The organism is Georgenia sp. SYP-B2076 (assembly GCF_003991205.1).
Lineage (GTDB): Bacteria > Actinomycetota > Actinomycetes > Actinomycetales > Actinomycetaceae > Georgenia.
In genome coordinates, this window is sequence record NZ_RXOZ01000017.1 from 14,740 (window position 1) to 29,921 (window position 15,182).

Below are 15,182 nucleotides of genomic sequence, written 5' to 3' on the forward strand. Positions count from 1 at the left end.
GGGTGAGCAGCCGCGCGTCGCCTCGCCCGCCGTCCCGCGCGGGGCGGCGGCCGAGGCGGCGCGCGCGATGCTGGCGCGCCGCCGGGTCACAGGTCCCGGATGCGCCCGACGACGTGCTCGCCGACCCGGCGGGCGTAGTCGACGGGGTCGGGGCCCGAGGGCATGAAGTGGACCTCGGAGACCCCCAGCGCCGCGTAGCCGGCCATCTCGGCGGCGAACGCCTCCGCGTCCCGCGCCTCCAGGGCGACCGGGCCGACCCAGAGGATGGTCTTGCGGATGCGCTCGTAGTCGGTGCCCTCGCGGTCGCAGTGCGCGCGCAGGACCTCGAGCTTCGCCCGGGTCTTCTCGATGCCGATCTGCGGCCCGGCGAAGATGTTGCACGCGTCGGCGTAGCGGGCGACCAGGCGCAGGGTCTTGCGCTCCCCGCCGCCGCCGATCATGATCGGCGGCCGGCGCAGCGGCTGCGGGGAGTTGAGCGTCGCCGCGAGGTGGTAGTGGCGGCCGTCGTACGGGCCGTCGTCGTCGCCCCACATCTGCCGGACGATCTGCAGCGTCTCCTCGAGCCGCTCGAACCGCTCGGCCACCGGCGGGAACGGCACCCCCAGCGCGCGGTGCTCCTGCTCGTTCCACGCCGCCCCGATCCCGAGCACGGCGCGGCCCCCGGACAGGACGTCCAGCGTCGAGACGATCTTGGCGAGCAGGCCCGGGTGCCGGTACGTCACCCCGGTGACCAGCAGCTGGAGCTCGACGTCCCGGGTGAGCGCGGCGAGGTAGCCGAGGGTGGTGTAGCCCTCCAGCATGGGCTCCTCGACCGTGCCGGCGCCCGGGATCTGGAGGTAGTGGTCCATCACGGAGAGGTTGGTGACGCCGGCCTCCTCCGCCGTGCGTGCCACGTCGGCCAGGGTCGGCGCGATGGCGGGCGGGCCGCCGGGCAGCGAGAAGCTGACGATGTGCAGGCCCACCTTCATGACGTCGCTTCCCTCCCGCCGGCACCCGGTCCGGGGACGACGCTACGCGCGCTCCCGAGGCGGCGCTCCATCCGGGCGGGGCGACCCGGCGGCCGGCGCGTCGTCCGGGCGGCGCAAGGTCACGTGCCTCATCCCGTCACGGAAAACCCGAAACGCGACCTCGAAACGCGGACGCGCGGGCAGCGTCGCCGGTAGCGTCCCCCCACCATGTCGTTGACCTGCACGAGGGAGTGCGTCATGACAGACCAGCCGGGACCTGCCCGCCCCGTCCCCGTGGCCCTCGAGGGGGCCACCCTCGAGCAGTACCTCGCCTTCGGGTTCGTGCCGCGCTACGACGCCGAGGACCCGCTGGAGCTGCTCTCGCGATGGTCACGGCGGCCGCGGCGGGGCGTCGACGACGTGACCCTGGCGGACCTGGTCGACGAGGGCGTCCGCGCCCTGAGGGCCGCCGTGGCCGAGTGCGCCGCGCAGGGTCCGGGCACCGGCGAGCAGGTCGTCTTCCTCAGCGGCGGGCTCGACTCGCGCACCATCCTCGCCTCCCTGCTCGAGGTGTTCGACAGGTCGGAGATCGTCGCGGCCACCTTCGGGCTGCCCGGCGAGCAGGACTTCGACTTCGCGGCGATGGTGGCCAAGGAAGCCGGGGTCCGGCACGAGGTGCTCGAGTCGAGTGCCGTGGAGTGGACGACGCAGGGGCTCGTGGACTCCGTGCTCGCGAGGCGGGTGCCGATGCCGGCGCCCGTCGGGCAGCGGTACCTCAGCTACGTGCTGCACCACAGGATCGGGAAGGACAACACGTTCTGGGACGGGCTGAGCGGCGACGTTATCGGCGGGTTCATGGCGCCCCGGGAGGGGGAGGTCTGGGACTGGCCCTCCGCGATCGAGGCGTTCCTGGCGTTCCACCACGGACCCCAGTACCGGTGGCTGACCTCCCCCGGCTTCGAGCCGCACGCCGCCCTCCCCGACGCGCCCTTCTGCAGCCCGGAGGTGCTGGCCTACCCCGACCAGCTCATGGTCGGCATCCGTCAGCGGTGCTACACCATGACGAGGATCCTGCCCGACTTCACCGTCCGCACGCCCTTCCTCGCCGGGCCCTGGCTCGACTTCATCCTCAGCGCCCCCGTGCGCTACCGCCAGGACCAGTACCTCTACCGCGAGATCCAGAAGCAGGCTTTCCCGGCCCTCTTCTCGCTGCCCACGACGAAGCTCCACGGCGGCGCCGTCGTCGAGTCGCGGTGGGTCCGGACCGCCCGCCACCTCAGGCAGCGCGCCAGACGGACGATGCCCGGGGCCAGGCCGGCCCCCGGGGAGGCACTGCCCGGGCGGGGCGCGAACGCCGCCATCAGGAAGCGGTACCGGGAGCCGGGCCCCTTGCGTGACCTGGTCGAGGAGAACATCGCCGACCTCGCCGCCCGGGGGGTGATCGGCTGGACCGACGTGCGGGCCGCGCTGCCGGGAGGGGGCGCGCCGCAGAGCGACTCGGTGGTGACCCGGCTCGTCGGCCTGGAGATCAACCTCAAGGCCGCCGACCAGGCCGCGGCGGCCGCCGCGACGACGCTGGTCGCACCGGCGGCGCGAGGGGGCCGGCACGCCCGCCGACGATGAGCGGGCGCCGCCCCGAAGATATCTTGATGTCGAGTAATCTCGGGGGATGAACGCAGCGCAGCCCGCCGGGCCACGGCCCGGGCCCCACGAGCGGGCGGTGCCCGCTCGTGCGCGCGGGACTGCCGGCGAGAAGCCCGGCCGCCCGGAGGACGAGGTCGACCGGATCGTCGCCGCCTGGCAGCGCGAACGCCCCGACCTGCACCCCATGCCGCTGCACATCTTCTCCCGCGTCTCGCGCCTGGCCCGACACCTCGACCTGGCCCGGCGCGACGCGTTCGCCGAGCACGGCGTCGAGACCTGGGAGTTCGACGTGCTCTCCGCGCTGCGCCGGGCCGGCGAGCCCTACGAGCTCACGCCCGGTCGCCTGATCGCCGAGACCCTCGTCTCGTCGGGCACGATGACCAACCGGATCGACCGCATGGTCGCGCACGGCCTCGTGGTCCGCTCCGGGGACGCCGCCGACCGGCGGGTGGTCAAGGTCAGGCTCACGGCCGAGGGCAAGGCGCGGGTCGACGCCGCGATGTCCGCGCTGCTCAGCTCCGAGCGTGACCTCCTCACCACGCTCACCCCAACCGAGCGCGTGCAGCTGCGCGACCTGCTCCGGACCCTGCTGCTGCCCTTCGACCAGGTCTGAGCGACTCCGAGACCGAACGAGTCCGAGCGGCTTCCCGCCCGCTTCCGAGCGGCTGCCGCCGCATCGGGTCCGAGCGGCCTCGGCCACCGGGCGCGGGCCGCCGTCAGCCTTCTGCGAGCTCCGCGGCGTCGAGCCACTCCCCCTCGAGCGCGGCGTGCTCGTCCTCCAGGTCACGCGCCTGCCCCGCGAGGCCGGTCAGCTCGCTCAGGCGGGCGGGGTCGGCCGAGGCCGCGGCGAGCTCGGCGTGGACGGCCTCGATGCGTGCGCTGAGCTTGGCCAGCTGACGCTCGAGTCTGGCCATCTCCTTCTTGGCGACGCGCTGCTCGCCGGCCCCGGCGGGCGTCGCGTCCCGCCCGGTCCCCGACGACGGCGCCGCGGGCGCCGGGGCGCCCTCCGATGCCGCCGCCTCGCGGGCGCCGCGCAGCTCGAGGTACTGGTCGATGCCGCCGGGCAGGCCGCGCACCTTGCCGTCCCCGAGCAGCGCCACCTGGTGGTCGGTGACGCGCTCGAGCAGGTACCGGTCGTGCGAGACGACCACGAGGGTGCCGGGCCAGCCGTCCAGGAGGTCCTCGACGGCGGCGAGGGTGTCGGTGTCGAGGTCGTTGGTGGGCTCGTCCAGGAGCAGCACGTTGGGCTCGGCGACGAGGAGGCGCAGCAGCTGCAGGCGGCGGCGCTCGCCGCCGGAGAGGTCCGCGACGGGTGTGAAGGCCCGCTCCCGGGTGAAGCCGAGACGTTCGACGAGCTGACCGGCGGTGAGCTCCTTCCCACCCACCTCTACCCGGCCCCTGACCTCCTCGACGGCCTCGATGACGCGCAGGTGGGCGACGTCGTCGAGCTCGCGGGTCTCCTGGGACAGCTGGGAGACCTGGACGGTCTTGCCGCGCTTGACCCGGCCGGAGGTGGGCTGCTGGGTGCCGGCGAGCAGGCGCAGCATCGTGGACTTGCCGGCGCCGTTGACGCCGACGACGCCCACGCGCTCCCCCGGCGCGAGGCGCCACGTCACGTGGTCGAGCACGGTGCGGGTGCCGTCACCGGCCGGGTCCGCACCTGCGTCCGCGACCTCGCCCGGGCGCAGCGGGTAGGTGACGGTGACGTCCTCGAGGTCGAGGACGTCCTTGCCCAGGCGCGCGGTGGCGAGCTTGGTCAGCTCGAGCGGGTCGCGCGGCGGGGGCTCGTCCGCGATGAGCTCGGCGGCGGCGTCGAGGCGGAACTTCGGCTTGGAGGTGCGCGCCGGGGCGCCGCGGCGCAACCAGGCGAGCTCCTTACGCAGCAGGTTGTTGCGCTTCTCCTCCGTGACCGCGGCGGTGCGGGTGCGTTCGGCGCGGGCGAGGACGTAGGCGGCGTAACCGCCGTCGTACATCTCGACGTGGCCGCCCACCGGCGCGCGACCCCCGACTCCGTCGTTGCCGGGGACGACCTCCCACACGCGCGTGCACACGGCGTCGAGGAACCAGCGGTCGTGGGTGACGACGACGAGCGCGCCCGCCCCGCGGCCGCTGGCGAACCGGCCCTGCAGGTGGCGCGCGAGCCAGTCGACGCCCTCGACGTCGAGGTGGTTCGTGGGCTCGTCGAGAATGAGGATCTCGGCCTCGTCCGTGAGCACGCCGGCGAGCGCGACACGGCGCCGCTGGCCGCCCGAGAGGGTGGCGACGTCCGCGTCGAGGCTGACATCGGCGAGCAGGCCGGCGTGGATGTCCCGCACGGCGGGCTGGGAAGCCCAGACGTGCTCGGGGACGCCGGGGTGGACGATGTCAAGCACGGTGGCGCCCGCGGGGAGCGCATCGGACTGGTCGAGGACGACGACGCGGGTGCCCCCCGCGCGGGTGACGCGGCCGCCGTCGGGCTCGACCAGGCCGGCGAGGATCTTCAGAAGCGTGGACTTCCCGGCGCCGTTGCGGCCCAGCACGCCCACGCGCATCCCGTCGTCCAGGCCGAGGGTGATGTCGTCGAAGAGCGGGCGGGAGCCGACGACGAGGCGCAGGCCCTCCGCCCCCAGGAGGTGCGCCATCAGCGCACCCCCCGTTCTGGCGACGGGCGGTCGGCGGGTCTGGTCATGTGGGGCACGGTCCTAGTTTCGCAGGCCGTGGCGGCCGGGCGAACCTGGCGGGCACGGGCACGGGCACGGGCGCAGGCACGGGCGATTGCCCCAGGAATGGTGCTGGAGCGGCAGGTGAGACGCTCGTCTGACGCGAGAGCGCCTCATTCGACCCAGTCGTGGGGCAACTTTCAGAATTCTGAGGCAAAGCCCCGCGCTGGGGCGGCGCCGGAACGGACCCGCGGCCGCGTCCGGACCGCGGCGTCATGCCCGCCCTACCGGCGGCCCTGGACGTGCTCGATGACCCGGGCGCCGGGGACCGGGCCGGTGACGGTCAAGATCTCGGCGGCGACGTCGGCCGCGCGCATCACGCCCGCCACGCTCGTCGCGTGCACGGCGTCCAGCGCCAGCGCGGCCACCGTGGGACCGGAGCCGGAGACGAGGGCGGCCAGGGCCCCGGCGCGGTCCGCGGCGGCGAGGACGTCGCCGAGCTCGGGACGCAGCTCCAGCGCGGCCTCCTCGAGGTCGTTGTGGAGGTGCCGCGCGAGGACGAGCGGGTCCGCGGAGAGCAGGGCCCCGACGAGCTCGTCGCCGGAGTCGACAGCCGGGAGGGCGGGCGCGGCGGAGGCGGCGCCCGTCGCCGCGCCGGTCGCCGCACCGCCTGTCACGCCGGCCGCGCCCGCGCCGGACCGGGGCCGGATGCCCCGGGGGGCGGAGGCCGGCGCGCCCGCCCAGGCGTCATGCCCGCGGAGCGCGTCGAGGGTGCGGAACACCTCGGGGGTGGACAGACCCCACTCCTGGACGGCGAGGACCCAGTGATACTGCCCGCGGCTCATCACGGGGGCGAGCACGTCCCCGCGGCCGGTGCCCATGGCCGACATCCCCGTCAGCGCGAAGGGGACGTCCGCGCCGAGCTCGGCGGCCAGCTCGGCGAGCTCCTCGCGGTCCAGGCCGGTGCCCCAGAGCTGGTCGCAGGCCAGCAGCGTGGCGGCGGCGTCCGCCGACCCGCCAGCCATACCGCCGGCGACCGGCACCTGCTTCGTCAGGCTCAGGTGGACGCCGGCGGCGGTGCCGCTGGTCTCGCGCAGCAGCGTGGCCGCCCGCACGGCGAGGTTGGTCCCGTCGGTCGGCAGGTCGGCGCCGCGGCCGTGGATCTCGAGCGTGATGTCCTCCGCCGGGCGGGCCACCACGTCCTCGTACAGGGAGACGGCCTGGAAAACGGTGGCGAGCGGGTGGTACCCGTCCGGGCGGGGCGCGCCCGCCCGCAGCGCCAGGTTGATCTTGCCGGGCGCGCGCACGTGCACCGCCCGGTGCGGGGGAAGGGTCGTCACTCCTCCAGCGTGCCAGAGACCGGCGCGCCCGGCAGTCCGGTGCCGTGCTCCGCGATCCGGGCGAAGTCCGCGATGTCCAGGCGCTCCCCCCGCAGCGACGGGTCCACCCCGGCCGCCCGCAAGGCGGTCTCCGCGGCCGCCGGCGAGCCGGCCCAGGTGGCCAGCGCGGAGCGCAGCGTCTTGCGGCGCTGCGCGAAGGCGGCGTCGACCACGGCGAAGACCTCCTCGCGCGTCGCCGACGTCGCGGGCGGTTCCCGCCGGGTCAGCCGCACCAGCGCCGAGTCGACGTTGGGCACGGGCCAGAACACCGAGCGCGAGACCGTGCCGGCCCTGGAGGCCTCCGCGTACCAGGCCGCCTTGGCCGACGGGATGCCGTAGGTGCGCGAGCCGGGCGGCGCGGCCAGCCGGTCGGCGACCTCGGACTGCACCATCACCAGCACCTGGCGCAGGCTCGGGAGGTTCTCCAGCAGGGTGAGCAGCACGGGCACGGCCACGTTGTACGGCAGGTTGGCCACGAGCTTCGTCGGGGCGACGGCGGAGCCGGCGTCCGCCGCTCCCGCCGGCACGGGAAGGTCGCCCGGGCCGGCGATGGTCATCGCGTCCGCGCGCAGCACCGCGAGGCGGCCGGTGGCGTCCGGCAGGCGGCCGGCTACGGTCGCCGGCAGGGCCGCGGCCAGCGGCGGGTCGATCTCCACGGCGACGACGCGGGCGCCGGTCTCCAGCAGCGCGAGGGTGAGGGAGCCCAGCCCCGGTCCGACCTCGAGGACGACGTCGTCCGCGCCCACGCCGGCCGCGCGCGCGATACGGCGGACCGTCCCGGCGTCGTGCACGAAGTTCTGGCCGAGGGTCTTGGTGGGCCGCACGCCGAGGGCCTCGGCGATTCGCCGGACCTCGGCCGCGCCGAGCAGGCCAGTGGCGACGCGCCCGCTGACGGGGTCTTCGACGGGGATCACGTCCTCGAGCCTACTGTGGCCCCCGCCCTGGACCGCGCGGCCCCCGAGCCGCGTCCGCCGCTCACGGGCATCGCCGGCCGCTGGGCACGGCACGACGGCGCGACAGCGCGACGGCGCGACGGCGCGAGGGCCGGAACGTGCGCCGCCCCCGCTCCTCCCGTGGCGGGAGAGGCGGGGGCGGGCGCCGGGGGTCAGCGCAGGAACGGGCGCGCGCCGCGGTGAATCAGCGCAGGCCAAGCTTCTTGGAGCAGGCCGGCCACTGGCCCCAGCCAGAGCGGGCCTGGAGGGCCTGGGCGCGCTGGGTCTGCTCGCCGGCCGAGGCCTGGGAGGGCAGCCCGGAGCCACCCATCGCCTTCCAGGTGCTCACCGAGAACTGGTACAGGCCGTGGTAGAGGCCGTTGGCGCTCACGGCCGCCGGGTTCCCGCCGGACTCGCACTGGGCCAGCCTGGCCCAGACGTCACCGGAGGCCGGGGCCGGCGCGGGCGCCGGGGCGGCTGAGGAACGGGCCGCGGGCGCGGAGGGGGCCTTGGGCGCCGGCTTGGGTGCCGGACGCTCCTTCGTCCCGACGGCGACGATCCGGTCCACGGGCGCGGTCGTGACCGCTTCGCCGGTCTTCTCCGCCTGGACCTCGACCCCGTCCTCGGTCACGGTCGAGAACGTGCGGGTCAGCACGCCGGCCGCACCCTCCTGGATGACGTCCGTCTGCCCCTTGTACAGGGTGTCGGCCTGCCGCTCGACCGTGGCGAAGCCGACGGGCTCGGTCTCGGTGCGCTCGCCGTGGACCACGCGCGTGACGACGACCTGGGGGGTGGCGTCGTCACCCGGGTGGATCGCCACACGGTCGGTGGCGGAGGTCTCCACGCCGGCCGCCTCGAGGGCGTCGGGGACGTACGCGGTGCCCGCCAGCTGCACCCGGGTCGTGGTGCCGTCGGCGACCACGTCCGCGGCGCCGTCGACGACGAGCGGCATGTCGAGGGCCTCACGGCCCCCGGAGAGCGAGCGCGAGGCGGCGACGGTGACCGCCCGGCCCGTCTCGTACATGGAGTTGACGACCTCGCCGGAGGTCAGCGCGGTCGTCCAGATCTTCTGCGGCTCACCGTTGACCTCCACGGTGACCTGCCGGCCGGTGCGCACGACGACGTCGGCGCCGTCGGCCAGGGACGTGCCGGACGCGGGCACGAGGAGGTCGTGCTCGCCGATGGTGATGCCCTGCTCGTCGAGCAGGCCGTCCACGGAGCCGGCGAAGGTGCTCAGCTCGTGGCGCTGGCCGTCGATCTCGAGCTCGACGCTCTTGTGCGCCTGGGCGGTGGCTGCGCCCCCGGCTACGAGCACGGGGACGATGCCCAGTGCGAGCCAACGGAGGCGGCGCTTCTTGGAGGTGGACGGGGTCGGGGCGGTCGTGGCGGAGTCGGCGTGCTGCAGGTCTGCGGAGGGGTGGGAGCGGCTCACGGTGATCCTTCGACGATCAACCCGGGCACAGAGCGCCGTCGCACGCACCTCGAGGCACGCCTCGAGGCGGGGCACCCCACGGGGGCCGCACGGCGGACAGTCTGATCCGGCTGTCAGAAATGGGCACGAGTGCCCTCGACCCGCCGAGGCGAGCTCGAGCGACTGTAACCGATTCGTTATCTTCCGTCCAGGCGATCCGGCTGGACATCGTCGGCCCGTCGGTACTCACCCAGCACGTCGCGCTCCGCACGGCCCCCTGCCCGGTGCCGAGCGCGACGTGCGGCTCGATGGCCGCACTCGGCGGCAGCTGGGTCGCCGCCCGTCGGCGGCGCTGGTGCGCCCGGTCGGTGGCGCGATGGCGCTGGTGCGCCCGGTCGGTGGCGCGGCGGCGCTGGTGCGCCCGGTCGGTGGCGCGCCGCGTGGCGTGCCCCGCTGTGGCCTGGGGGCGGCGCCGTGGTCGCGAGGTCGACGGCGCGACGACCATCCGCCGTCGACGCGCCGCCCCCTAGGCCCGGTGACCGCCGCGGCCCGGAGACCGTGCGTCGGCTAGTACCAGCCGACGCTCTTGGAGTGGCCCCACGCGCCACAGGGGGTGCCGTAGCGCCCGGAGATGTAGTTCAGGCCCCAGGTGATCTGGGTGGCGGGGTTGGTTCTCCAGTCCGCGCCGACGGTGGCCATCTTGCTGCCGGGCAGCGCCTGCGGGATGCCGTAGGCGCTGGAGCTGGGGTTGTCGGCGTGGGTGTTCCAGCCGGACTCCTTGGTCCACAGCGAGTCCAGGCACTGGAACTGGCTCGCGCCCCAGCCCCGCGCGGCGGCCAGCTCGCGGCCGATCGAACGCGGGTCCCCGCTGGCGGTGGCGAGGGCGCCGGCAGGAGCTGCCGCCTCGACGCTCGGCTCGGCGACGGCCGCCTTGGTGCCCACCCGCACGACCTCGTCGGCCTTGACGGTCGCGACGACGGAGGCCACCAGCTCGCGGGAGACCTCCTGGTCACCGGCCTTCTTGACCGTGTAGGTGTTCGACGAGACGCCGTTCACGCCCTTGGTCTCGACCTCGCGCTGGCCCTCGGCCAGCGTGGGGTCCTCCTTCTCAACCGTCTGGAACTGCTCGACGGCCTCCTCGGTGACGTTCTGGGTGGTGACCCGGGTGATCTCGACGCGGCCGTCCGGCACGCCACCGGAGAGCGGCGCGGACACCAGGTCGTCGGCGCCGACGACGACGCCGGCCTCGGCGAGCGCCTCGCCGAGCGTGGGGGCCGTGCTCGTGACGTCCTGGGTGGCGCCGTCGGCGACGACGGAGAAGGTGCGGGCGCCGTCAGCCTCGAGGGCGAGGCGCCCGGCGATCTGGGAGCGGGACGCCGCGTCGCCCGACCGCAGCGCCAGCGTGCCGGACTCGGCGGCGGCGTTCAGGTCGACCTGGGAGGCGTCCGCCTGGTCGACGGCGACCTGGGAGAACGTGAAGGCACCGGTACCCGCGATGACGGCCCCGAGCACGCCGACCCGCAGCGTGCGGACGGCCGGCGAGGGCAGGCCGAGCGCGCCGGTTCCGGTGATCCGGTGGACCGTCTCCGCCTCGGCCTGGGCGCGGGCGGCCCGACGGGTGCCGGGCGCAGGGACTGCGAGATCGGGGGCTGCAGCTGCTTCCGGCGCACTGTGACGCCCGGTGTTGTGACGTGCCACGAGGTTGGTGTCCTGCCTGGGAGGGGAGACCGGTACGCGAGCGACCGTAACCGATCCGTGATCTGGACGGAAGTTGTCCCTACAGATGTCGCAGACGTCACACCCCGTCCACAGGCGGCAGCCAGGCACTCCCCTAGGCCCTCAGGGGCTACCGGACGCACCCCCCGCGACCTGCGCCGTCGGGCGCTGACGCCGGCCCTCCGCCGACGGTGGCGCGGCAGATCCCCACGCCGCGCCCCGCTTCGCGCCCAGACCTACCGTGGTAGCGAGACCGGGGCACCGACGCGCCGGTCCTGTGGCCAACCCCACCGGAGCTCACCATGGCACCAGAGACCACCACCCCCTTCGCCGTCGTCACCGGCGCCTCCCGCGGCATCGGCCTCGGGCTGGCCCGGCAGTTCGCCGCGCATGACTTCGACGTCCTCGTGTGCGCGGAGGACGCGGCCATCACGGAGGCCGCGCAGACCCTCGCCCGGCTGGGGACGACGGTGCGGGGCGTACAGGTGGACCTGGCCACCGACGACGGCGTCGGCCTCCTGGCCGCCGAGATCGCCGCGGCGGGCCGGCCGGTGGACGCGATCGCCCTCAACGCGGGCGTCGGCGTCGGCGGCGCGTTCGCGGAGACCCGCTGGGAGGACGACCTGTATCTCCTGCGTCTCAACATCGTCTCCACCGTGCACCTGACCAAGCTGGTGCTGCCCGCGATGATCGCCCGCGGGGCGGGGCGCCTGCTGTTCACCGCGTCGGTCGCCGCGACGATGCCCGGCCCCTACTACGCCACGTATGCGGCGTCGAAGGCCTTCGTGCAGTCGTTCGCGGAGGCCGTCCGGTACGAGGTCAAGGACTCGGGGGTGACCGTGACGTCGCTGATGCCCGGGCCCACGGACACCGCGTTCTTCGAGCGGGCGGGCATGGAGGACACCAAGGTCGGCGAGGGCAAGAAGGACGATCCGGCCGAGGTCGCGAAGGACGGTTTCGAGGCGCTCATGGAGGGCAAGGACCACGTCGTCGCGGGCTCCGTGAAGAACACCGCGCAGGTCGCGACGTCGAAGGCCATGTCGGAACAGGCGAAGGCGGCGCTCCACGCCCGCCAGACCGAGCCGAAGGACGGGTAGCGGGCGCCGCCCGGCCGCGGCCCGTGCCAGGTGCCGTCGACGCCCACTCACCAGGTGCCGTGGAGCGCCCTCTACCAGGTGCCGTAGACCGCGTCGGTGTTCGCGGTGAGCAGCGCGCACGTGTCCGCGAGGGGACGACCCAGCTGCTCGGCGATGGTGCGCACGGTCAGCGGCATGACGTACGGCGCGTTGGGCTGGCCCCGATGCGGGTGCGGGGTCAGGTACGGGGCATCCGTCTCCACCAGCACGAGCTCGGGCGGCAGGGCGCGCAGGGCGGCGCGCAGGACGTCGTTCGCCTTGAAGGTGACGGGCCCGGCGAAGGAGGCGTACCAGCCGTGCTCGGCGCAGGTCCGCGCGAGGTCGACATCGCCGGAGAAGCAGTGGAACACGGTGCGCTCGGGTGCACCGTCGGCCAGGAGCGTGGCGACGACGTCGGCGTGCGCGTCACGGTCGTGGATCTGCAGGGGCTTGCCCAGCTCCTTGGCCAGGGCGATGTGCGCGCGGAAGGCCCGCACCTGGTGAGCCCTGCCCTGCTCCCCGGTGCGGAAGAGGTCCAGGCCGCTCTCCCCCACCGCCACCACGCGGTCGTCGCGGGCCAGGTCGGCCACCTGGGCGATGGCCTCGTCCAGGCTCAGGCGGTGGTGCGCGCGCACGGCCGGGTCGAGGCCGTCCGGGGCGATCTCCCGCACACCGGCGTGCAGCGGCGCCTCGTTGGGGTGGATCGCCAGCGCGGCGGCCACCTCGGGGTGCGCGTGGGCCAGCGCCACCGACCCCGCGAGCGAGGGCACGTCGCAGCCGACCGTGATCACCCGCGCGACCCCGGCCCGCGCGGCGCGCTCGAGCTGGGCCGTCATGGACAGCGGTGCCTCGCCCGGCGGCAGGGCGACGTCGTCGTCCGCCACCGGGCCACCGTCGTCGTCCAGCACGGGGAAGTGCGCGTGGTTGTCCACGACCGTCGCCGGGAGCGGCTCCGGCGGGGTGGGCCAGCCCCGTGGCCTCTTCTTCTTGCCCACCCTCAGCCCTCGCCGCGGAGGCGGGCGAGCTCGGACTCGACGACGTCGTCGTCGAGCTTGGTGAACACGTGGGTCGGCTTCGCGATCGGGGTGCCGGGCACCACCGCGCGCGGGCCCCACGGCGCGCCGGAGCGGTAGTCGCCCGTGATGACGGGATACGGGTCGCCGCCGTCGAGGTCCTCGACCTCCTCGATCCGGGGCATGGGCGCGACGTGGCCGGCGCCGCCGAGGACCTTGTCCACGTCGTTGGCCGAGTGCGGCAGGAACGGGCTGAGGATGAGGTTGAGGTCGCTGACGGCCTGGGCGAGGGTGTGCAGCACCGTCGCGAGGCGCTCGCGCTGCTCGGGAGCCTTGAGCTTGAAGGGCTCGGTGCGGGTGACGTAGGTGTTCGCCTCCCCCACCAGGCGCATCGCCTCGGCGAGCGCCGCGCGCTGGCGGTGGCCCTCGATGAGCTCGCCGACGGCGGCGAACCCGCCGCGGACGGACTCGAGGAGGGCTGTGTCGATCTCCTCGAGGTCGCCGGGCGCGGGGATCTCCCCGAAGTTCTTGGCGATCATCGACGCGGTGCGGTTGACGAGGTTGCCCCAGCCGGCGACGAGCTCGCCGTTGGTGCGGCGCACGAACTCGGCCCAGGTGAAGTCCGAGTCCTGCGTCTCCGGGCCGGCGGCGGAGATGAAGTAGCGCAGCGCGTCCGGCTGGTAGCGCGAGAGGACGTCGCGGACGTAGATGACGACGCCGCGCGAGGAGGAGAACTGCTTGCCTTCCATGGTGAGGAACTCGGACGAGACGACCTCGGTGGGCAGGTCGAGGGTTCCGTAGATGCCCGGGGCGCCGCCCTTGTCACCCTCGCCGTTGTAGGCGAGCATCTCCGCGGGCCAGATCTGGGAGTGGAAGACGATGTTGTCCTTGCCCATGAAGTAGTAGGACAGGGCCTCGGGGTCGTTCCACCACTGCCGCCACGCCTCCGGGTCGCCGGTGCGGCGGGCCCACTCGATGGAGGCGGAGAGGTAGCCGACGACGGCGTCGAACCACACGTACAGCCGCTTGGTGGGCTGGTCCTCCCATCCCGGGACCGGGATGCCCCAGTCGATGTCGCGCGTCATGGCACGCGGCTTGATCTCCTCGAGGATGTGCTGGCTGAACTTGATGACGTTGGGCCGCCACGTGCCCGACGCGGCGCGGTCGTCGAGCCACTTGCCCAGCGCCGTGGCCAGGGCCGGCAGGTCCAGGAAGTAGTGGTTCGTCTCGACGAACGTCGGGGTCTCGCCGTTGATCTTGCTGCGCGGGTCGATCAGGTCCGTGGCGTCGAGCTGGTTGCCGCAGTTGTCGCACTGGTCCCCGCGGGCGTCGGGGTACCCGCAGATGGGGCACGTGCCCTCGATGTAGCGGTCCGGCAGCGTGCGCCCGGTCGACGGGCTGATCGCGGCGAGGGCGCTCTGCTCGACCATGTAGCCGTTGTCGCGCACCGTGCGGAACATCTCCTGCACGACGGCGTAGTGGTTGCGCGTCGTGGTCCGCGTGAACAGGTCGTAGGTCAGGCCGAGCGCGACGAGGTCCTCGACGATGAGGCGGTTGTTCCTGTCCGCGAACTCCTTGGCGCTGACGCCCGCCGCGTCGGCGGCCACCAGGATCGGCGTGCCGTGCTCATCGGTGCCGGACACCATGAGGACGTCATGGCCGGCCATACGCATGTAGCGGCTGAAGACGTCGGAGGGCACACCGAAGCCGGCCACGTGGCCGATGTGGCGCGGGCCGTTGGCATAGGGCCAGGCCACGGCGGAGAGGATGCGGGTCATGGGGCAAGAGTAGTTGGCGCCGCGGCGCCAACCGGGCGCCGTGACGCGGGCCACCTCAACGCGTGGGCCGCACCGCGTTCTCCGCCCGTCGGTGTTGTCCTCACGTCCTGCGCGGGTCTGCCTCCTCGTGACGGTGCGCGCATTTCTGCGCGGGGCGGTGCGTGCCGTTCCGCGGGCGGTGCGTGCCGTTCTTCGCGGGCGGTGCGTGCCGTTTCTCCGCCGGGCGGTGCGTGCCGTTTCTCCGCCGGGCGGTGTCAGTTCGCCTCCTCGAGGCGGCGGACGTTCTTGCTAAGTCGTGCGGGAACTTATGAGTGCCACCTCTTCCCGGGGCACTATTTCCACAGGGCGATGTTGCCATTCTTTCCACAGGTGGCGATGATGCCATCGTTTCCACAGATTTAATTCACCGGGCGAAATCTCTTGCGCTGTCGTACGGGTGTTCGATAGATTGTGTTCAGAAAGCTTACCCATCGGAATCCGCGGGGAGGTGCTGGACATGTCGCTCCTCGAGGACCGCACCCCGGCCGCAGCCCTCGAGGACGGGCTGGCCCAGATCCAGGAGATCCTGGTCGGGCTGCAGGCCATCGATCTCCATGACGTTCCCGGCC

General features: G+C 74.0%; 11 protein-coding genes. 3 read left to right on the forward strand and 8 right to left on the reverse strand.

All coding sequences use genetic code 11. From position 1 onward, the window contains the following. Positions 1–86: 86 nt before the first annotated feature. Positions 87–968: an LLM class F420-dependent oxidoreductase gene (locus EJK16_RS09070; RefSeq protein ID WP_127128541.1), complete on the reverse strand. Its 882-nt coding sequence runs from the start codon at positions 966–968 to the stop codon at positions 87–89. A 237-nt stretch (positions 969–1,205) separates the two neighbouring features. On the opposite strand from EJK16_RS09070, the gene EJK16_RS09075 reads away from it, so the two are divergent. Together EJK16_RS09075 and EJK16_RS09080 are read left to right on the forward strand one after the other, a co-directional pair. Then, entirely contained in the window at positions 1,206–2,570 is a 1,365-nt protein-coding gene (locus EJK16_RS09075) for an asparagine synthase C-terminal domain-containing protein (RefSeq protein WP_164737253.1), read from the forward strand. Positions 2,571–2,616: 46 nt separating this feature from the next. After that, the gene (locus EJK16_RS09080; protein ID WP_127128545.1) at positions 2,617–3,204 is read left to right on the forward strand and encodes a MarR family winged helix-turn-helix transcriptional regulator; all 588 of its coding nucleotides are present in this window, start codon (positions 2,617–2,619) and stop codon (positions 3,202–3,204) included. Between the two features lie 103 nt (positions 3,205–3,307). Here the strand turns inward: EJK16_RS09080 and EJK16_RS09085 are convergent, their stop codons facing one another. From EJK16_RS09085 to EJK16_RS09105, 5 genes are all read right to left on the reverse strand, one after another. Continuing rightward, the gene (locus EJK16_RS09085; protein ID WP_127128547.1) at positions 3,308–5,212 is read right to left on the reverse strand and encodes an ABC-F family ATP-binding cassette domain-containing protein; all 1,905 of its coding nucleotides are present in this window, start codon (positions 5,210–5,212) and stop codon (positions 3,308–3,310) included. Between the two features lie 302 nt (positions 5,213–5,514). Further along, on the reverse strand, positions 5,515–6,570 hold the full coding sequence (gene ispE / locus EJK16_RS09090; RefSeq protein WP_205739679.1) for a 4-(cytidine 5'-diphospho)-2-C-methyl-D-erythritol kinase: 1,056 nt from the start codon (positions 6,568–6,570) through the stop codon (positions 5,515–5,517). Further along, positions 6,567–7,523, reverse strand: coding sequence for a 16S rRNA (adenine(1518)-N(6)/adenine(1519)-N(6))-dimethyltransferase RsmA (rsmA, locus tag EJK16_RS09095; RefSeq protein ID WP_240645907.1), 957 nt, complete (start codon positions 7,521–7,523; stop codon positions 6,567–6,569). The genes ispE and rsmA overlap by 4 nt, the downstream gene beginning before the upstream one ends. A 223-nt stretch (positions 7,524–7,746) precedes the next feature. Next, entirely contained in the window at positions 7,747–8,973 is a 1,227-nt protein-coding gene (locus EJK16_RS09100) for a resuscitation-promoting factor (protein WP_127128551.1), read from the reverse strand. A gap of 546 nt (positions 8,974–9,519) precedes the next feature. Then, positions 9,520–10,650, reverse strand: a complete 1,131-nt coding sequence (locus EJK16_RS09105) for a G5 domain-containing protein (protein ID WP_205739680.1) — start codon at positions 10,648–10,650, stop codon at positions 9,520–9,522. Between the two features lie 320 nt (positions 10,651–10,970). Between EJK16_RS09105 and EJK16_RS09110 the strand changes: the two genes are divergently transcribed. Further along, positions 10,971–11,765: an SDR family oxidoreductase gene (locus EJK16_RS09110; protein WP_127128553.1), complete on the forward strand. Its 795-nt coding sequence runs from the start codon at positions 10,971–10,973 to the stop codon at positions 11,763–11,765. A 71-nt stretch (positions 11,766–11,836) separates the two neighbouring features. Here the strand turns inward: EJK16_RS09110 and EJK16_RS09115 are convergent, their stop codons facing one another. Beyond that, the gene (locus EJK16_RS09115) at positions 11,837–12,778 is read right to left on the reverse strand and encodes a TatD family hydrolase (RefSeq protein WP_127128555.1); all 942 of its coding nucleotides are present in this window, start codon (positions 12,776–12,778) and stop codon (positions 11,837–11,839) included. A gap of 2 nt (positions 12,779–12,780) precedes the next feature. Next, positions 12,781–14,574, reverse strand: coding sequence for a methionine--tRNA ligase (metG, locus tag EJK16_RS09120; RefSeq protein WP_127128557.1), 1,794 nt, complete (start codon positions 14,572–14,574; stop codon positions 12,781–12,783). Between the last annotated feature and the right edge of the window lie 608 nt (positions 14,575–15,182).